This is a genomic window from Bradyrhizobium sp. P2_E8 (assembly GCF_056403875.1).
Window position 1 is genome coordinate 1 of sequence record NZ_JBFUES010000007.1, and the last position, 24,503, is coordinate 24,503.

Annotated in this window: 21 protein-coding genes and 1 tRNA gene; 14 read left to right on the forward strand and 8 right to left on the reverse strand. The window is 64.1% G+C overall.

The window, feature by feature from the left end; translation table 11 throughout:
* From AC1D00_RS00965 to AC1D00_RS00980, 4 genes are all read left to right on the forward strand, one after another.
* A partial coding sequence (locus AC1D00_RS00965) for a hypothetical protein (RefSeq protein WP_477009358.1) occupies positions 1-477 on the forward strand: 477 nt, incomplete at its 5' end.
* Between the two features lie 109 nt (positions 478-586).
* Positions 587-1,516: an alpha/beta hydrolase gene (locus tag AC1D00_RS00970; protein WP_135175588.1), complete on the forward strand. Its 930-nt coding sequence runs from the start codon at positions 587-589 to the stop codon at positions 1,514-1,516.
* Between the two features lie 270 nt (positions 1,517-1,786).
* Entirely contained in the window at positions 1,787-2,791 is a 1,005-nt protein-coding gene (gene dctP / locus AC1D00_RS00975; RefSeq protein ID WP_477009359.1) for a TRAP transporter substrate-binding protein DctP, read from the forward strand.
* A 6-nt stretch (positions 2,792-2,797) separates the two neighbouring features.
* Positions 2,798-4,801 carry a putative bifunctional diguanylate cyclase/phosphodiesterase gene (locus AC1D00_RS00980; RefSeq protein WP_477009360.1) on the forward strand — a complete coding sequence of 668 codons (2,004 nt, stop codon included), beginning with the start codon at positions 2,798-2,800 and terminating at the stop codon, positions 4,799-4,801.
* Between the two features lie 179 nt (positions 4,802-4,980).
* On the opposite strand, the gene AC1D00_RS00985 is transcribed toward AC1D00_RS00980, so the two are convergent.
* Positions 4,981-5,187, reverse strand: a complete 207-nt coding sequence (locus tag AC1D00_RS00985; RefSeq protein WP_404552620.1) for a response regulator — start codon at positions 5,185-5,187, stop codon at positions 4,981-4,983.
* A 388-nt stretch (positions 5,188-5,575) separates the two neighbouring features.
* Between AC1D00_RS00985 and AC1D00_RS00990 the strand changes: the two genes are divergently transcribed.
* Positions 5,576-6,799, forward strand: a complete 1,224-nt coding sequence (locus AC1D00_RS00990) for an ABC transporter substrate-binding protein (protein WP_135175442.1) — start codon at positions 5,576-5,578, stop codon at positions 6,797-6,799.
* A gap of 228 nt (positions 6,800-7,027) precedes the next feature.
* Here the strand turns inward: AC1D00_RS00990 and AC1D00_RS00995 are convergent, their stop codons facing one another.
* A complete protein-coding gene (locus AC1D00_RS00995) occupies positions 7,028-8,590 on the reverse strand; it encodes an adenylate/guanylate cyclase domain-containing protein (protein WP_404552618.1) in 1,563 nt (520 codons plus the stop codon).
* Positions 8,591-8,782: 192 nt separating this feature from the next.
* On the opposite strand from AC1D00_RS00995, the gene AC1D00_RS01000 reads away from it, so the two are divergent.
* Complete coding sequence (locus AC1D00_RS01000; RefSeq protein WP_477009361.1) at positions 8,783-9,874, forward strand: enolase C-terminal domain-like protein; 1,092 nt, start codon at positions 8,783-8,785, stop codon at positions 9,872-9,874.
* 14 nt (positions 9,875-9,888) lie between these two features.
* Here AC1D00_RS01000 and AC1D00_RS01005 read toward each other — a convergent pair whose 3' ends face one another.
* Positions 9,889-10,311, reverse strand: coding sequence for a RidA family protein (locus AC1D00_RS01005; RefSeq protein WP_027547420.1), 423 nt, complete (start codon positions 10,309-10,311; stop codon positions 9,889-9,891).
* Between the two features lie 225 nt (positions 10,312-10,536).
* Here AC1D00_RS01005 and AC1D00_RS01010 point away from each other — a divergent pair, with 225 nt between their 5' ends.
* A complete protein-coding gene (locus AC1D00_RS01010; protein ID WP_404552615.1) occupies positions 10,537-10,992 on the forward strand; it encodes an NUDIX hydrolase in 456 nt (151 codons plus the stop codon).
* Positions 10,993-11,004: 12 nt separating this feature from the next.
* Here AC1D00_RS01010 and AC1D00_RS01015 read toward each other — a convergent pair whose 3' ends face one another.
* A complete protein-coding gene (locus tag AC1D00_RS01015; protein ID WP_135175446.1) occupies positions 11,005-11,478 on the reverse strand; it encodes an L-2-amino-thiazoline-4-carboxylic acid hydrolase in 474 nt (157 codons plus the stop codon).
* 181 nt (positions 11,479-11,659) lie between these two features.
* Between AC1D00_RS01015 and AC1D00_RS01020 the strand changes: the two genes are divergently transcribed.
* A complete protein-coding gene (locus AC1D00_RS01020; protein ID WP_477009362.1) occupies positions 11,660-12,214 on the forward strand; it encodes a Cif family virulence factor in 555 nt (184 codons plus the stop codon).
* Between the two features lie 114 nt (positions 12,215-12,328).
* Here AC1D00_RS01020 and AC1D00_RS01025 read toward each other — a convergent pair.
* Both AC1D00_RS01025 and cpdR read right to left on the reverse strand, forming a co-directional pair.
* Positions 12,329-12,403: transfer RNA gene (locus AC1D00_RS01025), tRNA-Val, on the reverse strand.
* A gap of 72 nt (positions 12,404-12,475) precedes the next feature.
* Positions 12,476-12,835, reverse strand: coding sequence for a cell cycle two-component system response regulator CpdR (gene cpdR / locus AC1D00_RS01030; protein WP_007597092.1), 360 nt, complete (start codon positions 12,833-12,835; stop codon positions 12,476-12,478).
* A gap of 371 nt (positions 12,836-13,206) precedes the next feature.
* Between cpdR and AC1D00_RS01035 the strand changes: the two genes are divergently transcribed.
* The 3 genes from AC1D00_RS01035 (at position 13,207) to AC1D00_RS01045 (ending at position 16,468) form a co-directional block, all read left to right on the forward strand.
* Entirely contained in the window at positions 13,207-14,097 is an 891-nt protein-coding gene (locus AC1D00_RS01035) for an N-formylglutamate amidohydrolase (protein WP_092187440.1), read from the forward strand.
* Positions 14,098-14,644: 547 nt separating this feature from the next.
* Positions 14,645-15,427, forward strand: a complete 783-nt coding sequence (hisN, locus tag AC1D00_RS01040; RefSeq protein ID WP_027545664.1) for a histidinol-phosphatase — start codon at positions 14,645-14,647, stop codon at positions 15,425-15,427.
* A gap of 75 nt (positions 15,428-15,502) precedes the next feature.
* Positions 15,503-16,468, forward strand: coding sequence for a Bug family tripartite tricarboxylate transporter substrate binding protein (locus AC1D00_RS01045; RefSeq protein WP_135175448.1), 966 nt, complete (start codon positions 15,503-15,505; stop codon positions 16,466-16,468).
* A 328-nt stretch (positions 16,469-16,796) separates the two neighbouring features.
* Here AC1D00_RS01045 and AC1D00_RS01050 read toward each other — a convergent pair whose 3' ends face one another.
* Complete coding sequence (locus AC1D00_RS01050) at positions 16,797-17,687, reverse strand: LysR substrate-binding domain-containing protein (protein ID WP_477009363.1); 891 nt, start codon at positions 17,685-17,687, stop codon at positions 16,797-16,799.
* Between the two features lie 94 nt (positions 17,688-17,781).
* Here AC1D00_RS01050 and AC1D00_RS01055 point away from each other — a divergent pair, with 94 nt between their 5' ends.
* Positions 17,782-18,534: a sulfite exporter TauE/SafE family protein gene (locus tag AC1D00_RS01055; protein ID WP_135175450.1), complete on the forward strand. Its 753-nt coding sequence runs from the start codon at positions 17,782-17,784 to the stop codon at positions 18,532-18,534.
* A 98-nt stretch (positions 18,535-18,632) separates the two neighbouring features.
* Here the strand turns inward: AC1D00_RS01055 and AC1D00_RS01060 are convergent, their stop codons facing one another.
* The gene (locus tag AC1D00_RS01060; protein WP_135175451.1) at positions 18,633-19,265 is read right to left on the reverse strand and encodes a LysE family translocator; all 633 of its coding nucleotides are present in this window, start codon (positions 19,263-19,265) and stop codon (positions 18,633-18,635) included.
* A 222-nt stretch (positions 19,266-19,487) separates the two neighbouring features.
* On the opposite strand from AC1D00_RS01060, the gene AC1D00_RS01065 reads away from it, so the two are divergent.
* Together AC1D00_RS01065 and AC1D00_RS01070 are read left to right on the forward strand one after the other, a co-directional pair.
* Complete coding sequence (locus AC1D00_RS01065; RefSeq protein WP_477009364.1) at positions 19,488-21,284, forward strand: adenylate/guanylate cyclase domain-containing protein; 1,797 nt, start codon at positions 19,488-19,490, stop codon at positions 21,282-21,284.
* A 163-nt stretch (positions 21,285-21,447) separates the two neighbouring features.
* Complete coding sequence (locus tag AC1D00_RS01070; RefSeq protein WP_477009365.1) at positions 21,448-24,255, forward strand: di-heme-cytochrome C peroxidase; 2,808 nt, start codon at positions 21,448-21,450, stop codon at positions 24,253-24,255.
* The last annotated feature ends 248 nt before the right edge of the window (positions 24,256-24,503 follow it).

Here is a 24,503-nt window from a genome sequence, read left to right on the forward strand (position 1 = left end):
ATCCTATCCTGCGCCCTTGTTCTTGCCGCCACGTCCCACCTCGCCGGCGCCTCCGCGGCCACGCCCGCAAAGGTCTCGGGCGCGACGGCGCTGGCGCTCGCGGGCGTCATCGCGCCGCTGTCGCCGAACCTCACCGGCGCCGAGAAGAAGGCGGTGGCGATGCTGTTCGCCGCCAATGCCGACATTCCCTACAAGAAGGCGATCGTGGTGACGGCCGACCGGATCGTCTGCCGCACCGGCAATGTCGACATCACCGTTCGCAATTGCGAGGTGACCTTCGGCAAGAAGGTGAAGACGGTGAACGGCTCCACCGCCAACGAGATCTTCGCCACCGAAGCGCTGGCCGGCGTTCCGCCCGACGGCGCGGCGGGATCGAATTTCGAGAGCCTCGCCAAGCTGAGCTGCACGATCGACCCCAACGCGATCAGGCGGAAGGACGGCAGCGGCGCGGATTGCACATTCGAGCCGGGGAATTGAGAGCCGAAGGTGCCGTCAAATCGCCTCAAGACCAGCCAACTAATAAGGCGAATTGAAAAGACAGGCCCCGACAGCGAGCCAATATGAGCGCGCAAGGCCCGGCACCATCATGAAGAATTATCTCGCATTTTTGCTTGTTCTGACCGTCTCGACAGCCTCCGCGCATGGTCCGGTTCCGGCCCGGCTGACTGCGCCGCCCGAGCTGGTCCGCGTCGGGCTCACCGACAACGACACCACCGCCGGGGGCACCGCGCGGCTCTGCGAGCAGGTCACCTTCGCGCGCGGCCTGCGCTACGGCGAGAGCGAGGCCAATGTGCTCGATGTCGCCACCAGCGCGACCAAGGCGGATACGCCGCGGCCGGTGCTGCTGTTCGTGGCGGGCGACACCTTTACCGGCGACCATGCGGCGCCGGAGCTGTCGCGCCAGATCCAGGACCAGGCCATGTGCTTTGCCGCGCGCAACGACATGATCGGGGTGCGCGTCAGCTATCGCCTCGCGCCGGCAGCGAGCTGGCCCGTCGGGGCGACCGACGTGGCGGCGGCGCTGTCCTGGGTCCACGGCAATATCGACCTGTTCAATGGCGACGCCCGCGAGATCGTCGCGGTCGGTTATGGCGCCGGCGCCTTTCACGTCGCCACCCTGCTGGCGCATCCCGAGCTCCAGACCGACCGCGCCGACGTCGCGGGCGTCGTGCTGGTGTCCGGGATCTACCGTGCGGGCAAGGACGCCAGCGACAGCGTGAAGGCCTATCTCGGCGGCGACGCCACCCAGTACGACAAGCGCTCGGTCTTCCCCGGCATCCTCAATGTCGACGTGCCGATCGTGCTGGCCTGGGCCGCGGACGATTCCGCCGGGGTGGTGGCACAGGGCGAGACCCTGAAGAAGACGCTCTGCGGCGCCGGCCATTGTCCGCGCGGCACCATCCTGCGCAGCCGCGACGGCATTGCCGCCGCCTTCGGCCTCGACGGCTCCGGCGACAGCCTCGCCGAGCCGACGCTGCTGCTGGTGCATCAGCTCGAGGCGCGGGGACTGCCGTAAGGGCGGTTGCGAGCGGCGCGCCGATAACGTCCGCCGCACGGGCACGAGCTGCTGACGTAAGCCAAATCGCATTGGCGCCTCCCAGACAATTGTCTCGCCGGCGTTAGCACGCCTCAAACCACGATTCGCGATTTGGTCGCCGCCCGGACCGCCGCATGCTATCTAGGAGAGTTATCTGGGGCATTTCTATCTATGGGGGTTCGCTGGAGACCAAGGAATTCGGCGTTTCGCATAACCGTGTGACGCGCCGCCGCCACGAACGGAAAACCGATGCTCAAGTTGCTGGCACGATGCGCGGTGATCTCTGTTGTGTTGATTTCGGCGTCGGCCGCCGAACCGGTCAAGCTCAAACTGGCCTTCCCTAGTTCCGACCGCTCGACGAGCTATCTCGCCGCGGTCAGACCATTTGTCGACGCGGTCAACACCGAAGCAAGAGGCCTGATTGAAATCGAAACCTATTTCAGCGGCGTGCTCGGCAAGGATCCGGCTGAGCAGCCCCAGCTCGTGCTCGATGGTACGGCCGACATCGCCTACGTCGTGACAGGCCTGACGCGCAACCGGTTCGCAGACAATGCAATCATCGAGATGCCCGGTCTGTTTACGAGCATGCGGGAGTCCGTTGCCGTGTTCACCCGGCTCGTGGCCGCCAACGCTTTGCAAGGATACGATGACTACACCGTGATCGGCGCCTACGTCACCGAACCGGAGACGATCCACAGCAAGATCCCGATCACGTCGCTGAATGATTTGAAGGGCAAGAGAATTCGCGTCAACAATCCCGGCGAAGCGGCCGCGCTGGAAAAACTCGGAGCGCAGCCCGTGTTTCTGGCGGTCACCAAGATCTCGGAAGCCATCGGCAACGGCAGCATCGATGGCGCGCTCGTGCCACCGTCTCCATTGGTCGACTATGGCATCAAACGCGTTGCAACTTATCATTACCTTCTTGGAATCAGCGGCGCGCCATTGATGGTTTTGATGAACCGGAAAACGTTCGATCGGCTGCCCGAATTGGCCCAGGCGATCATCCTCAAATACAGTGGTGAGTGGGCTGCCGCGCGCTTCATGGATACCTACGAAGCGGTGGAAAACGGCATTATGCGGGAACTGAAATCCGATCCGAAGCGCCAAGTGATCATGCCCTCGTCGTCGGACCTCGATGCGGCAAATGCCGTGTTCGCAGCCATTGCCAATGATTGGGCTTCAAAAAGTGAGCGCAATGCCGAACTGCTGAAAACGGTCCGGACCGAGCTCACGAAAATGCGATCGACTCGGTAGCCGCGGATGCCGTCGCTCGCCAACATCTGGCCTCAGCGAAACATCGTCACCATCGTCGCTGCGCTCGCCATTCTGTTGACGGGTACCGGGATGACCCTGAAGATCACGACCGATCATCTTCTCCGCCAAGATGCGATGTCGACCGCACGCAGCTGGGCGAGTTTCCTGGCGGCCAGCGTCACCGATCTTGAGCAGATCGCCGGCGGCGAGCAGCCTTCAGCCGCGAGTCTAAGGTTCTTTCTGTCGGCGCGAAATTCCGGCGAGGTCTTTCACTACGAAATATTCAACCGTAATGGCTACTCCCAGCTCGTTTCGACCCGCGAAAAGATCGCGCTCGTCGACTTGTCCGAATACAGCCCCGATGCGGCGCGATCAGTGGTTGACGGTCGTCCGATCGTCGACGTCAGGGAGGGAAGTTCGCCCGACCGACCGGCATTCTTCGCCCGCGCCTATGTCCCGGTCCAGACCGATGGTCGCCTCACCGCGGTCGTTGCGGCCTACGTCGATGAAACCGAGCAACGCAAGAATGTCCACAATACGTTCCTGACGGCGGCCGTATTCCTTTGCCTGCTGTCGGGCCTCGCCTTCTCCATTCCCGCGATTGCGTGGTATCGCGAAACAAAGGTGAAACAGGCTGACCGACGCATCCGATTCCTCGCCCACCATGACGCGTTGACCGGACTGACCAATCGTCCCCATCTGATCGAAAAACTGGAGAGAGCTCTCGCTCACCTGYCGAAGCGGGGCGGCAGCCTTGCAGTGCACTTCATCGACGTCGACCGCTTCAAGGAGGTCAACGATACGCTTGGTCATGACGGCGGCGATTTTCTGCTCAAGACCATCGCGGAGCGTCTGCGCGCAACGGTCCGGATCGACGACGTGGTGGCCCGGCTCGGCGGGGACGAATTCGTCGTCGTGCAGTATGACGTCGCCGGCAGGACGCAGGCCGAGTCGTTTGCGCGCCATCTTGCCACCGCTGTAAATGCTCCGGTGAAGTTCAAGCAGCACGAGATCCTCACCACCGCCAGCATCGGCGTGGCCCTGGCGCCGGAGCAAGCCACCACCGCGGAGCAGTTGCTCAAGAGCGCCGATCTGGCGCTGTACGCGGCCAAGGCAGCGGGACGCAATTGCATCCGATTTTTCCTGCCCGAGATGGATACTGCGTTGCAAGCGCGAATCGAGCTCGAGAGGACAATCCGCGAGGCGGTGCTGAATGATCGCTTCGAACTGCATTACCAGCCGCTCTTCGAAATGTCTCAGCGCCGCCTTGCCGGCTTCGAAGCGCTGATCCGTTTGCCCGCGGCGGACGGAACGCTCATTCCGCCATTGACCTTCATTCCCGTCGCCGAGGAGTTGCGGCTTATCGACCAGATCGGGGCGTGGGTATTGCGGGAGGCATGCCGCACCGCCGCGACCTGGCCGGAGCACCTGACCGTTGCAGTGAACCTGTCGCCCACGCAGTTCGTGGCGGGCAGCATCAGCGGCATCGTCGCCGCCGCACTGAAAGAGGCGGGCCTCGCGGCGCACCGGCTCGAATTGGAGATCACCGAAAGCCTGCTGCTCGGCAACACCGAAACGATCATGGCGCAGCTCCTGACGCTCAAGGCGATGGGCGTAGCGATCGTGATGGACGATTTCGGGGCCGGCTATTCGAGCTTCAGCTATCTGTGGCGCTTTCCGTTCGACAAGATCAAGATCGATCGAAGCTTCATACAGGGTCTCGACGGCTCCCATTGTCAGGTCGGGACGGTGGTGAAAGCGATCATCGCGCTCGGACGCGAGTTGCACATGCGAGTGACGGTCGAAGGCGTCGAAACCGCCAACCAGGCGGCTTTTCTCGAATCGGCCGACGGTGATCAGGCCCAGGGGTTCTTCTTCGGCCGGCCGGTCCCCGCCTCGGAGCTCAGCGCCAGCATTCTCGCGGACTTTGAGAAGACAACGCCGACACCTTCGTCCGCGACTGCACAAGCGGCCAAGCTGCGCCTTGTCAACTTGTCGGCTGAACGGTAGCACGGACCATTGCCTGTATCGGCAAAATGCGGCTCTTGGCAGATCTTATTGCAGACAATTCGCGTGGGCTTGAAAGAATTGGTCGTGCGTCTTTCGCAAGCGGAGCGCTGCAATCGGCTCTTCTCGACCAACGCCCGCCTCTGGGCTTCCGGCGCTCGATCGTTCCGGGTCGCGCGCCCCTACGTGGGCGCCCGCAATTCGCTCTGAAACCAAGCCAGGGTTTTGGCCGATCTCATCGGGTCGACCAGTTCGACCGCGATCTGATCGACGAAATTGCAAGCGGGACATTCGAAGGTACGAATGTCAAAACCGGCGGGGCCGGGCGTGATGCGCGCCAGCATCGTTGTTGTCTGGCATTTAGGACAAGGTGGTCGCTGAATGGTCATGGGACTCGCCTGGATCCGGCGGGAGCACGATACTCTCAGTCACCGATGGATGCGGATGGGGGCGGTGATGGACCATCATGGAACCATGAGCTCTGCTGCCACTGGTCAATATTGACCACCATCCAAATTAAGGCCTGCTATCCCGAACGTGATCTTACACAGGTCGATTCATTTTTCATCGGTCGATTGCCAAACCGAACCCGCCGAGCGCAACCCCGAGTTCGCCAAGACATCGGCGCGTCAGCACGCCTGCCATTTCGAGGACGACAAGTACGCCGCTTCGAAAACGAACCGTCGAGCCATACGATTGACAAACGCTTGACCTAGATCAAGCGGGCTCGACCGGTTGAGCCGATTTCCATGTGGGGCCAACATCAAGGTGTCGGACATGCGCATCGTCGGCAGGATGGCGCTCGTTTTCGTGGTCGCGTTCGCCTCGCTCGGCGCGATGTCGCAGCAACACGCAGACCAATCCGCAAGCGACAACGAAATCCGCATCGGCAATGTCATGCCGTATTCGGGGCCGCTCTCGGAATTCGGCGCGATCGGGACGGCGGAGGCCGCCTATTTCGACATGATCAATGCGCGCGGCGGCATCAACGGACGCAAGATCCGCTTCATCACCCGCGACGACAATTCCGATCCGGCGGCCGCACTGGAGCTGACCCGCAATCTGGTGGAGCAGGACGACGTCCATCTCATGTTCGGCTCGTTCGGCACGCCCGGGAATCTCGCCACGCGCCGGTATCTGAACGAGAAGAAGATCCCGCAGCTTTTCCTCGCCTCTGGCGACGAGGAGCTGAGCCAGGCCAAGGCGTTTCCCTGGACCATGGGCTGGCAGCCATCGTTCCGGTCGGAGGGGCGCATCTACGCCAACTACATCCAGGCCTATTATCCCAGGAAGAAGATCGTGGTGCTCTGGCAGAACGACCAGTTCGGGCGCATGCTCTACAAGGGCATCCAGGAAGGTCTCGGCGACCTCAACCGGCTCGTCCTCGTCGACATCGCCTTCGACATCAACGACGAGCATCTCGAAGGGCACGTCTCGATCCTGAAGCGCGCGGGCGCCGATATCTTCGTCTTTCTCGGCGTGCCGTCGACGGCGTCCAAGGTGATCAAGCTGGCGGCGTCGCTCAAATGGCGTCCGGTCTTCATCGTGAACGATGCCTCCGCCTCGATCGCCAATGCGATGGCGCCGGCGGGCCTGGAAAACTCGGCCGGCGTGATCTCGGCCGCCTTCCTGAAGGATCCGAGCGATCCCGCATGGAAAGACGATCCCGCCATGAAGGACTGGTTCGCCTTCATGGACCGGTACCATCAGATCGAAAGCACGAACAACAGCGCCGCAGTCTTTGGCTACGCCGCAGCCGAGGCGCTGACCAAGGTGCTGAAGCAATGTGGCGACGACCTCTCGCGCGAGAACATCATGCGTCAAGCGGCTTCGCTCAAGAGTTATCAGCCCTCCGTTGCGCTGCCCAACATCAGGATGAGCACCTCGCCCAACAGCTATCTGCCGATCAAGCAGATGCGGCTGGTCCAGTTTGACGGCCGCTCCTGGCAACTCTTCGGCGAGGTGATCGAGACGGCGTTCACGGAAGGCGCGGCGCGCTAGCCTGCTCAGGCGCACTTTTTGCCTGGCTGCCCCTCTCCCCCGCCCTCCCCCGCAAGGGGGGAGGGAGCGCAGTGTGCCGAGCGGCGAGAGCCGGGCTCACAGCTCAAAGCCAACTATCGTCACCTTGAAGCAGCCACGCGCACAGGTGCGTTCCCTCCCCCCTTGCGGGGGAGGGTTAGGGAGAGGGGTGCCACGCGGCACACTCTCTCGATCGGAACGACGCACGCCTCACGCCGGCTTCAGCGAGGCCAGCGCGCTTTCCAGCAGCGAGCGCACACGTGCGGCGTCGCCTGACTTCACCACCGCGGGATCGAGATAGAGCTCGAGGCCGGGCGCGCGCTCGGTGATGATGCCGCTCTTCTCCGCTGCGGCATCGTTCAGCGCGTCGACCGAATAGGGAATCACCTCGCGGCTGATGCCCTTCATCGTGATCGCCGGCAGCGCATGGGCGCGGACGATGTCGCTGACCAGCGCAAAGGTCTCGTAGCTCAGCACGATGCCGCCGGGCTCGGCGATCGATTGCAGGCGCGCGGCGAGGTTCGCCTCGGCACCGATGATGGTGTAGTCCATGCGGTCGCTGCTGCCGAAATTGCCGACATTGCAATAGCCGGAATTGATGCCCATGCGCGAGCGGAACGGCTGCTCGATGCCGGAGGCGCGCCACTTCGCATTGAGCTCGGCAAGCCGCTGCTGCATCCGCCAGGCCATCTGGAGGCAGGCCTCGGCGTCGGCGCGATCGCCCCTGGTCTCGGGGTCGCCGAAGAAGATCAGCATGGCGTCGCCGATGAACTTGTCGATGGTACCGCCATATTCATGGGCGATCGCCGACATCTCGGTGAAGTATTCGTTGAGGAGCTGGGTCAGCAATTCGGGCTGAAGGCGCTCGGCGGTCGCGGTGAAGTTCTGGATGTCGGAGAAGAAGATCGTGAGCTTCTTGCGCTCGGTGTGGATGGTGACGTCCTTCTGACCGGAGAAGATGCTCTTGTAGACCTGCGGCGGGATGTAGCGCGAGATCTTCATCGAGAGCGAGGCGAGGAAGTCGTTGGCGGATTCGAGCTCCTTGTTCATGCCCTTGATGCGGCTCGCCTGGCGGCGCTGGAGCGAGAGGAACGACAGGCCGCTGCCCGCGGCGATCAGGAAATAGGCCAGCAGGAACTTGAAGGAGAAGATGTTGGCGGCGATCGGCTGGGCGATGATCACCTCCTGGATGCCCCTGATATCACCGACCTTCCAGTCCTTCTTCGGGCTTTCGGGATGGCTGTTGTGGCAGCTCACGCAAGCCGGCCCCATCGTGACGGGGGCGACGAGGCGGACCTTGTCGTTGAACAGCGAGGTCTCGGTCTCCAAGATCTTCTGCTCGGGATCCCTGCGCAGCGCGTCGAGCGCGTCCTTCTCGAACTTGTCGAGCTGGTGCGGCGCACGGTTCTGGAACGGGAAGTCCGAGACAAAGCGGTAGGTGATGTTCTCCTGCTGCGCGCCGATCACCCGTCCGAGCTCCAGCGACAGCGTCGCCGGGATCGGGATCGCGCCGGGGACGGATTCGTAGTTGTGGACCACCCTGGTCGTGCCGTTCGGATTGGCGATGATGCGCCCGACCACGTTGGTCGCGTAATAGCTGCGCACGCTCGTGATCACCGAATTGAGATCGGCGGCCTGCCGGCGCAGCGCCGTCTTGCTCAGCTCGGTCAGGTCCAGCCACACCGCGAGCGGCAGCGCGAGCAGCAGGAAGGCGATCGCGGCACCGGTCAGGATGCCGCTCTTGCGCTGTTCTTCGGCGATCTCTTGTTTCACTTTGTGGCTCCGTTGCGTGCGTTTTTGTCGCAACCTCTCGCGATTTGCGGCAAAGCCTGCGGCGGCACAGAGCCAACAAACGCGCCCCCGCGCAACCCCATTTTATGGTGGTCGCACCAAGCGTCTTTCCGTTTCATCACGAAGGTTTAAGATCGGGACCAACCTGCGTTGATCAATCCGGAACCAGTGCCCATGACCGAGACCGTCCGCATCAAGCGCTTCATTGCGCGGCCTGTGATCGTGCCGATGAACCTGCCGCTCCAGACCTCGACCGGGGCGGTCGCGAAGGCGCCGCTGGTGCTGATCGACTGCGAGACCGACCAAGGCGCCCGCGGGCACGCCTATCTGTTCTCGATCACGCCGTCGGCCTTGAAGCCGCTGACGGCGATGGTCACGGAGATGTCGGAGTTGCTCGCCGGCGACGAGCTGCTGCCGTTCGAGATCGAGCGCAAGCTGACCCAGCGCTTTACGCTGCTGGGCCTCGCCGGCCTGCAGCGGCTGGCGCAGTCCGGCATCGACATGGCGGCTTGGGACGCGCTGGCCCGCACACGCGGCCTGCCGCTGGCGAGGCTGCTCGGCGGCGCGCCGAAACCGGTCAAGGCCTACAATTCGAAGGGGCTCGGCATCATGCCGGCGGGCGCTGCGGTGGAAGAGGCGCACAAGCTGCTGGCCGAGGGTTTTCACGCCGCCAAGATCCGCGTCGGCCGGCCGGATGCGCGGGAGGATCTCGCCGTGGTGCGCGCGGTGCGAAAAGCCGTCGGCGACCGGATCACGCTGATGTGCGACTATAACCAGGCGCTCACGGTGACCGAGGCGATCCGCCGCGGCGAGATGCTCGACGACGAGGGGCTGACCTGGATCGAGGAGCCGATCCGCCACGACGATTACGCCGGCTGCGCCCGCATCGCGGACGCGCTGCGCACGCCGGTCCAGATCGGCGAGAATTTTGACAGCGCCTTCGCGATGCAGTCGGCGCTGTCGGCGGAAGCCTGCGATTACGTGATGCCCGACGTGCAGCGCATCGGCGGTGTCACCGGCTGGCTTCGCGCCGCATCGCTCGCGCATGCCGCCGGCATCGAGATGTCCACCCATCTGTTCTCGGAGGTCAGCGCACACCTGCTGTGCGTGACGCCGACCGCGCATTGGCTGGAATATGTCGACTGGGCCGACGTGGTGCTTTCGACGCGTTTGACGATCGAGGACGGCTTTGCGCTGCCGGGCGAGGAGCCCGGCAACGGGATTGCGTGGGACGAGGCGGCGGTCTCCAAGTATCTCGTCGGATAAGACTGACCGCCGTCCTAGGCCCGAACAGCGGCGATCATGCTCAGCTCGACCGGCGCCCCTCGCGGCAACTCGGCGACGCCGACGGACGTACGCGTGTGACGACCGCGATCGCCGAGGCGTTCGATCAGCCGGTCGGAGGCACCGTTCATGACTTGCGACTGCTGGGTAAATCCAGGCGCCGAGGCGACGTATCCCACGAGTTGCAGGACCTGGACGACCCTGTCCTCTCCGCCTGTGGCGTGGTTGATGGCGGCAATGCAGAGATCAGCGCAAAGGGCCGCAGCCTCTTGCGCGGCCGCGATGTCGACACCTGCACCGACCTTGCCCGCATATAGCAGGTCTTCGCCGCGACGCGGGAGCTGACCACTGACATACGCAATTCCAGCATGGATGATCACCGGCAGGTAGTTGCCGCCGGGCTTGTTCACACTGCTCATCTCGCCCACTTGCCTTCTCTTCACGTCCGGCGAAGCGACACCTGTCGCCGAACGCCACAATCTGGATCTCACCACGCCCGTCGCCGTGGTGGATGACCGGACAATGGCAGGCAGGACCTCACGGATCAAGGCTGCGAAGCTTTTGCATGCTGAAAGCGATCCAGGCCGGACGACATTCGCCTGCGCGCATTGCGCAGCCGCGGCGAGCACGATAACGATGCCCCCATGACCACATGGCGCCCCCATCCCGGCATCAGGGTTGTCGCGATCGGCCTGCACTGGCGGGCCGGGCGCCTGCTGGCGGCCGAGGTTCGCGACAATGCAGGCCGGATCAGGGGCGTCCGTCCGCTCGGCGGCGAAATCGAATTCGGCGAGAGCTGGCGGACTGCGCTGATACGGGAATTCAGGGAAGAGCTCGGCATCGACATCACCATCAAAGGCGAGCCGTTGATGATGGAGAACATTTTCGTGCACGAGGACGCCATCGGGCACGAGGTGATGTTCATCGCCGAGGTGGCATTTCCGGACGGCGCGTTCGGCGGCCAGGACCGCATCGATTTCCGCGAGGACAATGGCGAGCAGATCGTCGCGCGCTGGTTCGACCTCGCCGATCTCGACGTGGAGGGCGGACCTAGCCTCTATCCGGGCGGACTGAAGGATTTGCTGCTGGGGACTACGTGAGAGGCGCCCCTCTCATCGCGCCGCGCCGTCATCGCGCCGGTAGCGGAAATCGCAATGATCGGCGCCTTGCATGATCGTCTGCGTGCGCGTGAGCCTGACGTCGGGGCCGAATCCTTCGGAGGTTGCAAAGTCCGCGGTGCAGACCAGGAGAAAGCCGAGTTCCGGCTCACCCAGCGCCTTGTAGAACTCGGCATAGGCGCATCGCTTGACGTCGAACGCGAAGGCGTCGTGGCTCTGCTCGATCACGTCATAGGCGAGCGCATCGTCGCGGGCATAGGTCCTGAACGCCGACGAGACGGCCTTGCCGAGATCGCTCTCGTTCTTGGCTTTCCAGAATTCCTCGCCGAAGCCGCGATAGAGATCGCCGAGCGTCTTGCGCACCAGCGCGTTGGCGCGCGCCTCGCCGAGCTCGGCCTGGAGCGCCCTGACCAGCGGCACCAGCACCTGCGCCTGGATCTTTGCCTGTTCGATGACGGATGTGCTCATGGTCAGGCTCACGACTGGGATGGAATCGTAGCCCGCGAGACGATACCTCAACTTGACGCTGACGACGAGAGTTTGCCCGTTACGTCCCGCGGCAACCGACATGGCCTGAACCAACGCATCCGTGATGCAGCGGTGATCGCTGATCGCGCGATCCTGAAAAGCCGGCGAGGCGGCTGGTGGTATGATTATCGTCATCCAAAAGAGAGGTGAACATGCCCCGCCCGAGATGTCTCCAGTCCACGTCAGGCCACGACCATTTGCACGGCACCGTCATCTTGCCGCGACTGCCGCGGCGCTGTTTCTCGCCGTGACAGCCTGGTCAGTCGGGCCTGCACTGGCCGCAGCAAATGATGCCGAGGCCCGAATCATCTTCGAGAAGTTCATTGCCGCGCAGAATGCGCACAACGCGGACGATGTGAAGGCCATGCTGTGGAATTCGCCCGGCACGCTGCTGTTTGCGCGAGGCATCGAAACCAGAGGCCGTGATGCGGTCGCGGACCGCTTCAAGGGCTACTACGAGGGCACCTGGCACCTCGAGCCCGACATGTCGAAATTCCACGTCGCCGTGATCTCGAACGAGGTCATGCAGGTCCTCGTTCCCATCGTCTTCACGCGCAGCCTTCCCGGCAAGCCACCGCAACAGAATACGTTTCTGATCAGCCAGACCTACGTGCGGGATGCGAACGGCTGGTCTGTCGCGTCCGTCCTGCCGGTCGCGAATACGGAACTGAAATAGCTCGATTTCGCCTCGTCGGGGATTGGCTTGCCTAGCCGAAGCTCGCGGCGGCAGCCCGCCTGCGCCCGTTGGGCTTCGGCGCGGTATCCTCCTCTCGCTATCGCGAGCGAAGGATGGTGGGCACGACAGGGATCGAACCTGTGACCCCTACCATGTCAAGGTAGTGCTCTCCCGCTGAGCTACGTGCCCTAGAGGTCATTTCATCGGTGGGGTCCCTATAACGGCTCACGGGACCCGGCGCAAGGACGGAACGGAGCCGATTTAGGCCGCCAGCATCTTGTTCACTTCGCTGACCAATTCGCGCAGATGCACGGGCTTGGACAGCACCTTGGCGTTCTTGGGGGCGTCCGAATCCGAGTTCAGGGCGACCGCGGCGAAGCCAGTGATGAACATGATCTTGATGTCGGGGTCGAGTTCCGAGGCCCGGCGGGCTAGCTCGATCCCGTCCATTTCCGGCATCACGATGTCGGTCAGCAGCATCTCGAACGGCTCTTCGCGGAGCCGCTGATAGGCGGCCATGCCGTTATCATGGGACGAGACCTGAAAACCGGCGTTTTCCAGCGCCTTGACCAGGAAACGGCGCATGTCGTTGTCGTCTTCGGCGAGCAGGATCTTTGGCATGGCAGGAAACGTCGAATCCCCAGAGGATATCAGCAGAGGTCACTAAGCCCGACAGAGGGTAAATTTGGGGTGAAAATCTTTACCCTGGACGGCTCGCGCTGCCGGCTCCTTGTGAACCGGAATGCGGCTCGAATCAATCGAAGCCGACCGGACGATCCCCGCCCCGCTGCCCGCACGGTTAAGACATGTTCCAGCGCCAATCACATCTTTTCGCTTGGCAGAATGGTTGCGATTCCAGACAATGACGACACATAAGAGCCGCTCGACCGGCCGAATCAATCCGTTCAAGCCGGACCTTGCAGGATCCTGCGGGGCCGGATCTTGTGGCGCGAAGGGACGAAGCCTGGGAATAAGGGACGAAGCCTGAGAAGATGACCCGGTTTGATGGCGAGATGTCGCCAGCCTTCGAGATCGTCGAGCCCGCCGAATGGCGCGCGCCGGTCATCTTCAACTCGCCCCATTCCGGCTCGACCTATCCGGACGAATTCCTCAGCGCCTCCAGGATCGACCTGCCGACGCTGCGGCGGTCGGAAGATTCGTTCATGGACGAGCTGATCGGCCATCTCAGCGCCCGCGGCTTTCCGACCGTGCGGGTCAACTTTCCCCGCTCCTATGTCGACGTCAACCGCGAGCCCTACGAGCTCGACCCCCGCATGTTCACCGGGCGGCTGCCGAGCTTTGCCAATACCCGCTCGATGCGGGTCGCCGGCGGCCTCGGCACCATTCCGCGCGTGGTCGGCGACGGCCAGGAGATCTATCGCGACCGCATCCTGGTCGACGATGCGCTGGCGCGGATCGAGACGCTCTACAAGCCCTACCACCGCGCGCTGCGCCGGCTGATCAACAAGGTGCACCAGATGTTCGGCACCGTGGTGCTGGTCGACTGCCACTCGATGCCTTCGGTCGGCGTCAGCCGAGACGAGCCGCGCCGGCCCGACATCGTGATCGGCGACCGCTACGGTACGAGCTGCACGCCGCTCTTGCCCGACCGGGTCGAGGAGACCATGGGCGGGCTCGGCTATTCGATCGGCCGCAACAAGCCCTATGCCGGCGGCTTCATCACCGAGCATTATGGCAACCCGGCGAGCGGGCTTCACGCGGTGCAGCTCGAACTCAACCGCGCGATCTACATGGACGAGCGACGGCGCGAGCGCAGTCCGCGCTTTGCGCAGGTGGCAACCGACTTCGGCGTCCTCGCCGACGTGCTGGCGAGCACGATTCCGTTCGGCGATCTCGGCCCGTTCCAGGCCGCGGCGGAATAGGCGCAAGCTGTCATCGCGCGACGACGTCGCGAATCAGGGACAGAACACACCGCGCGCGTATCGGACGCCGGATCTTCACTTCGCGTTTTCGCGCAGTCGAAACGAAACAGACGGCCCAAGAAAAAAGGGCCGCTCGCGAATGACGCAAGCGGCCCAAGTCTAGGGAGGAAACGCCCAAGGAGGGCAGCGGTAACGCAGAGCGCTACCGCACCGCAACAATATGCGGCCGCGCCGCACAAAGTGCAAGGGCTTTTGAGCCGTTTCCCATGCAAAACACACATGGCTCTGTTGCTTCCAGAGAAACCCAGATTCAGTTTCTTTGATAAGGAAATTCAATGGGTTGATAGTCATTTGCATACGAACAAGGCATGTTCGGAACTAAGTTTTCAACTCAATGATCGATATTTGGCCAGCATATGGCTCGGATGAGGCAGCCGGTCTCCGCATCCAAAATACCAGGGTGCAAATCAAGACAGCGCTGCACGCGAGAGGCGAATTGAGATAGGCAGATGCGAGCTTCACCCGACTTTCGTTTTGAGGATGCGCCGTGACGGTGATCGACTTCTCAGCCTTCATCGGACGGCTCGCCACCGCCTCCGGCGAAACCATCCTGCCGTTCTTCCGCACCTCGCTGTCGATCGACGACAAGAGCAAGACCAAGGATTTCGATCCCGTCACCGAGGCCGACCGCGCCGCGGAGGCGGTGATGCGGCGGCTGATCAAGGCCAACTTCCCCCAGCACGGCATCGTCGGCGAGGAATTCGGCAATGAGCGCGAGGACGCCGACTATGTCTGGGTGCTCGATCCGATCGACGGCACCAAGTCCTTCATCGGCGGGTTCCCGATCTGGGGCACGCTGATCGCGCTGCTGCACAAGGGCGCGCCGGTATTCGGCATGATGCACCAGCCCTTCATCGGCGAACGTTTTTCCGGCGACAACGGCTCGGCCAACTATAAAGGCCCCTCCGGCGAGCGCCGGCTCCAGGTCCGCCGCTGCGCGTCGCTGTCTGAGGCGACGACCTACACCACCAGCCCCTTGCTGATGAACGAGCGCGACCGCGCCATTTTCGGCCGCATCGAGAAGGGCGCGCGGCTCTCGCGCTATGGCGGCGACTGCTACTCCTATTGCATGCTGGCGGCCGGCCACGTCGATCTCGTGGTCGAGACCGAGCTGAAGCCCTACGACATCGCGGCCCTGATCCCGATCGTGACCGGCGCCGGCGGCGTCGTCACCACCTGGGAAGGCAAGCCGGCCCAGGGCGGCGGCCGCATCATCGCGGCCGGCGACGCCAGGGTTCACGAAGAAGCAATGAAACTGCTCAACGGATAAACGACCCGTCGTTTGCGCATGATCCATTCGGAAAACCGCTGCACATTTTTCCGGATCATGCTTCAGGGGGCTTGTATGAAAAACTGGCGTAAGCTCTTCCTCGCAAGCCTGCTTCTGTTTCCCGCCCTCGCCTCCGCCCAGAATTTTCCGGCCAAGCCGATCAAGCTGATCGTGCCGTTCCCGGCCGGCGGTCCCAACGACATCATCGCGCGCGTGATCGGCCAGCGCATGTCGGAGCTATCAGGGCAGCCGGTGCTGATCGACAACCGCGGCGGCCAGGGTGGCGTGCTCGGCACCGACGCGGTCGCGAAGGCCGCGCCCGACGGCTACACCATCGCCATCTCCAGCGCGGGCGCGCTCGCGATCAGCCCGAGCATGGAGCGGGTCGCCTACGACACATTGTCCGACCTCACGCCGGTGACGCTGGTTGCGACCGTGCCGGAAATGCTGGTCGTCGCCACCAACGTGCCCGCCAAGGACATCGGCGAGCTGATCGCGCTCGCCAGGGCGCAGCCGGGAAAGCTCAACTTCGCCTCCTCCGGCCCCGGCAGCCTGCCGCATCTCGCCGGCGAATTGTTCAAGCTGACCGCCAGGATCGACATCGTGCATGTGCCCTATCGCGGCGCCGCGCCCGCGGTGAACGACCTGCTCGGCCAGCAGGTACAGATGACGTTCCTCGATCTCCCCGTGCTGCTGCCGCAGGTCAAGGCCGGCGCCTTGCGGCCGATCGCGGTCGGCTCGGCCGAGCGCGCACCGACGGCGCCTGAGGTGCCGACCACGGCGGAAGCGGGCTTTCCCGATCTGCGCATCGAGAACTGGTACGGCATGGTCGCGCCCAAGGGCACGCCGAAGGAGATCGTCGCAGCGCTGCATGGTCTGGCGACGAAGGCGATGGCGGATCCGGCCGTGAAGGAAAAGCTCGCCGCGCAAGGCGCGACGCTGATCGGCGACGAGCCGGAGCATTTTCGCCAATTCATCGCGGACGAGACCAGGAAGTGGACGAAGGTGATCAAGGACGCCGGGGTCGAGACGGCAAAGTAATCAACGCTTTGAGTCGCGACGCCGCCACGAGGTAGGTGCGTTCCCCCCTTGCGGGGGAGGGCTATCGCATATGACTTTTGGCAACGCCTGACCGCCTCGTCCTTCGAGACGACCGCTCCGCGGTCTCCTCAGGATGAGGCTAAGCAGCACCGTGCCCGTTGAAACTGCAGCCACGCACTCCGTCCTCATCCTGAGGAGCCCRCCTAAAGCGGGCGTCTCGAAGGATGGCCGCAGGAGGCTCTCTCAAATGCGATTCCCCTGCCCCTTGCGGGGGAGGGAGCGCAGTTGAGGTCGCGGCCGCGCCRCGGGCTCACATCAGCAGCTGCCCTCACGCCGCCTCTGCCCGCAAATGCTCCACCAGCATCTTGGCCGGGCGCGGCAGCGTCTTGAAGCTTCGCGCGCAGATCACGAGTTTGCGGTTGGCCCAGGCATCGCGCAGGCGGACCATGGCAAGCGGCATCAGCCTGGCGCAGCGGCGGGCGGCGGCTTCGGGCACCAGGGCGACGCCGACATCGGCGGCGACCATCTGGCAGATCGCGTCGAAATCGCGCAGGCGCGCGCGGTAGTGCGGCCGCATGCCGAGCCGCGCGGCGTGCTTCGAAATATGAACCTGGAGCGCGGTGGCGCTGGTCAACCCGACGAACTCGCACGTGCCCGCCTCCTGGAAATCGATCTGGCGGCGGCCGGCGAACGGGCCGCGCCTGGACGTCACCAGTGTCAGGCGGTCCTCGCTGAAGACGAAGCGCTCGATATGGTCGGGCAGCGCGTGCTCCGCGGCGAAGCCGAGATCGGCGGCGCCGGCGGTGATCGCGGCCGCGATGTCGGTGCTCTCGCGCTCCTCGATGTCGATGGCGACGTCGCGATGCTCGCGCAGGAAGCCGGCCAGCGCCTTCGGCAGATGCTCCGACAGGCCGGAGGTGTTGGCGAGGAAATGCACGCTGGCGCGCACGCCGCTGGCAAAGCCTGCGAGATCGCCGCGCATGGCGTCGATCTGGTGAATGACGAGGCGGGCATGGTCGAGCAGGCTCTCGCCGGCCGCGGTCAACTCGACGCCGCGGCGCCCGCGCTTGAGCAGCGCGACGCCGAGCGCGTCCTCGAGCCCCTTGATGCGCGCGCTGGCCGAGGCCAGCGCCAGATGCGACCGCTCGGCGCCCCGCGTGATGCTGCGCTGGTCGGCGACCGCGATGAACAGCTGGAGATCGACGAGATCGAAACGCATCCGGATTCCTCCAACCTAGCCTTCGTCCATAGCGAAGGCTGTCTCCGTAACCTCCAGATTGTGCCCGGGCGCGGCTTCGGTCAATGTGCAGGTCATGATCGACCCTCTCCTCATCGTCATCGCCGCCGTCTTCCTGATCGCCGGATTCGTCAAGGGCGTGGTCGGGCTCGGCCTGCCGACCGTCTCCATGGGCCTGCTCGCGGTGAGCATGGCCCCGAGCCGCGCGATCGCCATCGTGATCGTGCCCGCCATCATCACCAACATCTGGCAGACTTTCGTCGGCCCCCATCTGCGCGACATCCTCAGGCGGCTGTGGCCGCTGATGATCGGCACCGTGATCGGCTGCTGGCTCAATGCCGGCGCGCTGACCGGCCCGCATGCGCGCTATGGCACGATCGTGCTCGGCGCCCTGCTCGTGATCTACGCGGTGATCGGCCTGAACAAATTCCAGTTCCGCGTCGCACCTGAGAACGAGAAATGGGTCGGCGGCGTGGTCGGCGTGGTCACCGGCGTGATCTCCGCCTCGACCGGCGTGCAGGTGATCCCCTCGATGCCGTTCATGCAGGCGATCGGCATGGAGAAGGACGAACTGGTGCAGGCGCTGGGCGTGTTCTTCACCACCGCGACGCTGGCGCTCGCCTTCAACCTCACCGCCGGCGGATTGCTGACGCCGGCCAATGCCGTGCCGGGCGCCGTGGGCATGGCCATGGCCTTCGCCGGCATGTTCATCGGCCAGTCGGTGCGGGCGCGGATGCCGGCGGAAGCGTTCCGCCGCTGGTTCCTGATCGCAATGATCCTGCTCGGCCTCTATCTCGCCGGCAGCGCCCTGCTGAAGGAGTTCGCCTGAGGCAGATCGTAGGGTGGGTTAGCCTCGCAGATTGCGCAAAGCGCAAGCCGCGAGGCGTAACCCACCCTACGCAGCCTCATGTCATTCGTTCGAACGAGTTACCGCGTCTCCAGCATGGCGACGCGGATGCCGAGATAGATGAAGAGGCCGCCGAGCGCGCGGTTGACCCAGGCGATCGCGCCCTCGGAGGTCCGCAAGCGATGCGCGGCCTTGGCCGCGAACGCCGCCAGCACCAGGCACCACAGCGTTCCCGTGCAGATGAAAATCAGCCCGAGCGTCAGGAAGGCGAGCGGCTTGTGCGGTGAATCGGCTGCGACGAATTGCGGCAGGAAGGCCAGGAAGAACAGCGCGACCTTGGGATTGAGCGCGTTGGTGAAGACGCCCTGGAGGAACACCCGCCGCAGCGAGCTCCGCGCCGGCTCGTCGATCGCCGATGCCAGCGTCGGCCGCGACCACAGCATCTGAAGTCCTGTGACGACCAGATAGGCCGCGCCGACCAGCTTCAGGATCGAGAAGGCGGTGGATGAGGCCATCAGCAGGGCCGAAAGGCCAATCGCCGCGCCCGCGACGTGGAAAAAACAGCCGCAACTGATGCCGAAGGCGGCTGCGGCCCCGCCCCGCCAGCCCATCTGCATGCTGCGGCCGATGACGTAGACGGAGTCCGGTCCCGGCGTGATATTGAGCAGCACGCCTGACAGGATGAAGAGCCAGATTTCATGAATGCCCAGCATGTGAAGTGCCCCGCCGCCCCGTCCGTCTCAAGAGATCGGGCTTAGTCGGTTCGGCGGCCGTCGTCCACCGCCGGGACTGCCTAGGATTTACCTTGAATTTGCAATGCGGATCATACTTTCCCGCGGCCTCATCTGTTCTATAAAGGCCGGGTTCTTGAAATGCGGGATTCGAGGCGACTGCCACGCCGTGGCCGGTCCTCGGTCCGTTGGAGCTCCGGGGCTATGGAAAGACGTCTGGCCGCCATTGTCTGCGCCGATGTCGCCGGCTATTCGCGCATGATGGGCAGCGACGAGGCCGGCACCCATGCCGCCTTCAAGGCCCATCGCACCGCGATTCACCCCATCATCCTCAATCACGGCGGCCGCGTCGTGAAGAACACCGGCGACGGCTTCCTGCTGGAATTCCCCTCGATCGTCGGCGCCACCGAGGCCGCGATTGCGATGCAGACGCTGATGGCGGAGCGCAACCACCACCTGCCGGCCGACCGCGCCATGCAATTCCGGCTCGGCATCCACATGGGCGACGTCATCGCCGACGAGGACGAGGTGTTCGGTGACGATGTCAACATTGCCGTCCGCCTGGAATCGGTGGCGAGCCCCGGCGGCTTCGCCATCTCGGCCAAGGCCTACAGGGAGGCGAGCAAGCATCTCACCGTGCCGCTGGTCGATGCCGGCAACCATCGCTTCAAGAACATCAAGGATGCGGTCGGGGTCTGGACCTGGAAGCCCGAGGGCGCGCCGGCGCTCGCTCCCGAGCTGAGAGAGGCGTCCACCCTCTCGCAGCAGTACCGCACCGCCATCGTCGGCGTGCTGCCCTTCGCCAATCTCAGCGACGCCCAGGACGAATATTTCTCCGACGGCCTCACCGAGGATCTGATCCACGCGCTGTCGCTGCAATCGTTCTATCGCGTGCTGAGCCGCAACTCGACCTTCGCCTTCAAGGGCAAGAACACGAGCACCCGGCTGATCGCGCGCGAGATCGACGCCACCTATCTGATCCAGGGCTCGGTGCGGCGCGCCGGAGCCAAGATCCGCGTCACCGCCGAGCTGATCGCGCCGGAGACCGGCGAGCAGCTCTGGACCGGGCGCTACGACCGCGACATCGGCGACTTCTTCGCGATGCAGGACGAGATCACCACCAACCTGTCCGCCGCCATCGCCACCGAGATCGTCCGCGCGGAGGCCTCGGCGCCGGCGCGGCTCTCGACCGACGTGACCGCGTGGGACCGTTTCCTCAAGGGGCTGTCGCATTACTACCGGCAGACCAAGGAGGACCTGGCCGCCGCCATCGACCTATTCCGGGAGGCCATCGAGGTCGATCCCAAGCTGTCGATCGCGCACGCCTACCTTGCCACGATCCAGATCCAGAGCATCCAGTTCGGCTGGATCAAGGGCACGCGGGAAATGTGGGCCGAGGCGATGAACCTCGCCGAAACCAGCGTCCGGCTCGACCCGCGCTCCTCCTTTGYGTTCTCGATCCTGTCCTGGGCCCATGCGATGGAAGGGCATTACGAGGCCGCGATGGACGCCGCCAAGCGCGYGGTCGCGCTCAACCCCTACGACATGGGCGCGCGCGGCGTGCTCGGCATCTGCCATTTCGTCATCGGCGAGCACCGCGAGGCGATCGAGCTGTTTTCGATGGCCGCGCAGCGCGACAACAGCGACCCGCGCTACCAATGGGCCGCGCTGAACGCGTTCAGCCATTATCTGCTGGGGCAGTATGACGCGACCCTGTCGTGGGCCCGCGAGCAGCTCTACATCAACCCGAACCACATGCAGGCGCTGGCGATCCGTGCCGCGGCGCTGGCGCAATTGGAGCGGACCGACGAGGCCGTCGAGGCCACCCGCGTGCTCATGGGCAACTACCCGACCCTGAACGTCGACCGCCATTTGCGCAATTTCCACTGGAAGCGGCCCGAGGACCTCGCCCATTACCGCGAGGGGCTGCTGAAGGCGGGCGTGCCGCTCGGCAAGCTGACCCTCGTCCAGAGCGACGTCAAACGCGCCGCCGAGTCCTGACCGGCAGGCCACGGCCGCTTCGGCTCTTGTTGACACAACAGTGAATTCGGCCACACTTCGTCACACGCTGAGGTAGTATACCCTGCTGTCGGTTTGTTAGGACTTTCCGCGCTCGATCGGCGCGTCTGCATTTCACGATTCGCTGTTTTCAGGAATTTGGGCCATGAACGACCCCGCCTCGAAGCCCCCCTTCGATCCCTCGATCCAGGTCTCGCCGAACAATCCCTGTCCGTTCCTGCGCGGCCTCGTCGGCGAAGGTTTTGTCGACGGCGGCACCGTACCTCTCCGGACGCTGTCGCAGACCATCGCGAATGCAAGCGGCGAGACGGGAGCGAAAAAGACTCTGGCCCGCATCCAGACCCGTGGCGTCGCGCTGATCGCCAACGGCGCCTGTCACATCCCGCAGAGCATCTGCTGGGGCGCACAGCTCAATACGCTGCGCGGCGGTCCGCTCGACAAGCTCGGTGCCGGCTCGCGCATCCTCGGCGTCGACGGGCGCGTCAACGAGGACGAGATCGCGCGGCTCGCCAGTTTCGGCGGCACCTATGCCGATCCCGATGGCGGCACCGAGACCGGGCTCAACGCCTCGCAAATCCAGACTTTCATGGACGACAATCTCAAGCGCGCCGGCAAGCAATCGCGCTGGTACTACCCGATCCTGATGAAGTTCGAATGGCCGATCCTGCTCAAGATCATGGGCAAGGGCCAGGGCGATGACCGCTATCTCAGCGTGGCCGAGGTGAGGACATTGTTCAACGAGCGCAAATTCCCGGACAGGATCACCCAGCGGGTCGTCAGCCAGCCGGTCACCCCGCCCTCGCTCATATTGCGCGTTGCTGGCGGACTCGTCGCCGCGCTCCTCGTCTTTGGCGTCGTGGCGCTGCGCTTTCCGGATCAATTCCAGCCGATGCTGCCCGGTATCCTCGGGGACCTGGTGGCGCCGCCATTGCCGGAGCACGTCGAACCCCGGGCCGCGTACTGGCTTGAGCAAAACTGGGCGCTGGAGGACCGGCACTGGTTTCATCACGCCAGCCAGGGCACCGCGACCTTCCCGGTGCCCTATAACTGGTTCATGGCGCTCGAGCAGCCGCGGCTTCATTTCTTCGCAAAGCCCGGGATGCTGCACGACAGCGACCATCTGCAGCGCTTCGGCTTCATCCCCAGCCCGCAGACGACCAACACCGACGACGCCACGCTGCGCCGGTTCGGCTATGCCAACGTCTACGACAAGACGAAGCCGGTGCCGGCGCGGCTTTGGTATCCGCCGGTCAACTGGGGCACCCAGGCTGAAAACGTCGACGGCCTGCCCGTCGGCTTTGCGCGCATGACCGGCGTACCCGATCCTGCGACCGGCCAAATCGGCGAGGACCGGATCGGCCTGACCTGCGCCGCCTGCCACACCGGCCAGATCCACTACAAGGGCATCGACGTCCGTTTCGAYGGCGGTCCGGCGATGACCGATTTGAGGAAGCTCGAGGTCACGACCGGCCTGTCGATCGCCTACACGCTCATCGTGCCGGGTCGCTTCACGCGCTTCGCCGACCGTGTGCTCGGCCCCTCCGCCAGCGATGCGGATCGCGATGCGCTGAAGCAGAAGCTGCGTGCGATCAGCACATTCCTGATCGACTGGGAGAAGACCTACGCGAAAACCATCGACGGCAAGACGAGGTTCAACGAGAAGACGAAGCGGGAAGAGCCGCAGCGGGACACCGAGGAAGGATACGGCCGTCTCGACGCGCTCAACCGCATCGGCAACCAGGTCTTCGCCCAGGACATGACGCTCAGCGGCCTCAGCGGCTTCGAAAAGAATCTGCATGCCAAGGACGCGCCGGTCAGCTTCCCGCCGATCTGGACCGTGCCCTGGCTCAAATTCGCGCAATATGACGCTTCCATCGAACAACCGCTGATCCGCAACGCCGGCGAAGCACTGGGCGTGACCGCGCTGCTCAATTTGTCCGACAATAGCCCCAAGGACACGCTGTTCCGCTCGTCGATGGATATCAAGAATCTGAACTGGATCGAGGATCTGCTGAAGGGGTCGGCGCCCTATCCGAAAAAGCAGCTCTCCGGACTGACATCGCCGAAATGGCCGTCGGACATCTTCGGCGACAACGCCTGGAAGATCGATGGCGAACGCGTCAAGAACGGCCGCAAGCTCTACGCGCAGATCTGCACCGAATGCCATCTCGGGCCGGTCAACGATCCCGTGTTCGACACCGAGTTTCCGGACCAGAGCATCTGGTCCTCGTCGCGCTGGGAGACCATCGGCAACGACAAATTCCTGAACGAGGTCCAGAAGAGCGTCAAGGGCATGGGGACCGATCCCGCTGAGGCCAGCGTGCTGGAGACGCGGACGGTTCAGGTCCCGGGATTTCTCAAGCTCGATCCCACGCAGAATCTCAATGCCTGGTGGAGCTGCAATCTGCCGGATATCTCCTCGACCGACATGCCGTACTCGCTCGGGCTGATGGTGATCGTCGACATCGTCAGCCGCAAAGCGATGGACGATGCGAAGATTCCCCCGAAGGTTCAGCAGGCCTGGTGGGGTGAGCGCAAGAACTGCCCGAATCCCGGTCCGCAGCCGCCCGACAAGAAGGAGCCGCGGCCCTGGTATCGCGCCCGCCCGCTCAACGGCGTCTGGGCCACCGCGCCTTACCTGCACAACGGATCGGTGCCTTCGCTCTACTGGATGCTGAGCCCCGCGGCCGAGCGCCCCAAATCGTTCTGCATGGGTGGTGGCCGCGACTACGATCCGAAGCAGGTCGGCTTCGCGGTCGTCGACGGCGAGAGCTGCAAGACCGGGCAGTCGCGCTTCTCGACGCGAGCGTCTGATGGCACCGAGATGTTCGGCAACAGCAATGCCGGCCACTCGTTCGACGGCACGCCGGGCCCAGGCAAGGACGGCACCATCGGCCGCGTGCTCAAAGAGCAAGAGCGCTACGACCTGATCGAGTATCTCAAGACGCTGTGAGTTACGCTTCACCTCTCCCCGCTCTCGTCCGCCCAAACTTCAGCGAAGGCGGATGCGGGGGAGGTCGGAGTCCATCCATACGTCATTGCGAGCGCAGCGAAGCAATCCAGAATCCTTCCGCGGGGACAGTCTGGATTGCTTCGCTGCGCTCGCAATGACGGAGGATGGGGGACTCTCCGCGAGTCCAATTCTCACCGCCCACGCACAGACTGCCCCTCACTTGAACAGCGGCGTGCCCGGCACGAAGG

Excerpts from the sequence above, each read along its gene's own strand:
- AC1D00_RS01035 (WP_092187440.1), top strand. The coding sequence starts at position 13,207 with ATGACCCGGTTTGATGGCGAGATGTCGCCAGCCTTCGAGATCGTCGAG.
- AC1D00_RS01060 (WP_135175451.1), bottom strand. The coding sequence starts at position 19,265 with ATGCTGGGCATTCATGAAATCTGGCTCTTCATCCTGTCAGGCGTGCTG.
- AC1D00_RS01020 (WP_477009362.1), top strand. The coding sequence starts at position 11,660 with ATGATTATCGTCATCCAAAAGAGAGGTGAACATGCCCCGCCCGAGATG.
- AC1D00_RS00985 (WP_404552620.1), bottom strand. The coding sequence starts at position 5,187 with ATGACCATTCAGCGACCACCTTGTCCTAAATGCCAGACAACAACGATG.
- AC1D00_RS01050 (WP_477009363.1), bottom strand. The coding sequence starts at position 17,687 with ATGCGTTTCGATCTCGTCGATCTCCAGCTGTTCATCGCGGTCGCCGAC.
- dctP (WP_477009359.1), top strand. The coding sequence starts at position 1,787 with ATGCTCAAGTTGCTGGCACGATGCGCGGTGATCTCTGTTGTGTTGATT.
- AC1D00_RS00970 (WP_135175588.1), top strand. The coding sequence starts at position 587 with ATGAAGAATTATCTCGCATTTTTGCTTGTTCTGACCGTCTCGACAGCC.
- AC1D00_RS00990 (WP_135175442.1), top strand. The coding sequence starts at position 5,576 with ATGCGCATCGTCGGCAGGATGGCGCTCGTTTTCGTGGTCGCGTTCGCC.
- AC1D00_RS01000 (WP_477009361.1), top strand. The coding sequence starts at position 8,783 with ATGACCGAGACCGTCCGCATCAAGCGCTTCATTGCGCGGCCTGTGATC.
- AC1D00_RS01015 (WP_135175446.1), bottom strand. The coding sequence starts at position 11,478 with ATGAGCACATCCGTCATCGAACAGGCAAAGATCCAGGCGCAGGTGCTG.
- AC1D00_RS01005 (WP_027547420.1), bottom strand. The coding sequence starts at position 10,311 with ATGAGCAGTGTGAACAAGCCCGGCGGCAACTACCTGCCGGTGATCATC.
- AC1D00_RS01010 (WP_404552615.1), top strand. The coding sequence starts at position 10,537 with ATGACCACATGGCGCCCCCATCCCGGCATCAGGGTTGTCGCGATCGGC.
- cpdR (WP_007597092.1), bottom strand. The coding sequence starts at position 12,835 with ATGCCAAAGATCCTGCTCGCCGAAGACGACAACGACATGCGCCGTTTC.
- AC1D00_RS01045 (WP_135175448.1), top strand. The coding sequence starts at position 15,503 with ATGAAAAACTGGCGTAAGCTCTTCCTCGCAAGCCTGCTTCTGTTTCCC.
- AC1D00_RS01055 (WP_135175450.1), top strand. The coding sequence starts at position 17,782 with ATGATCGACCCTCTCCTCATCGTCATCGCCGCCGTCTTCCTGATCGCC.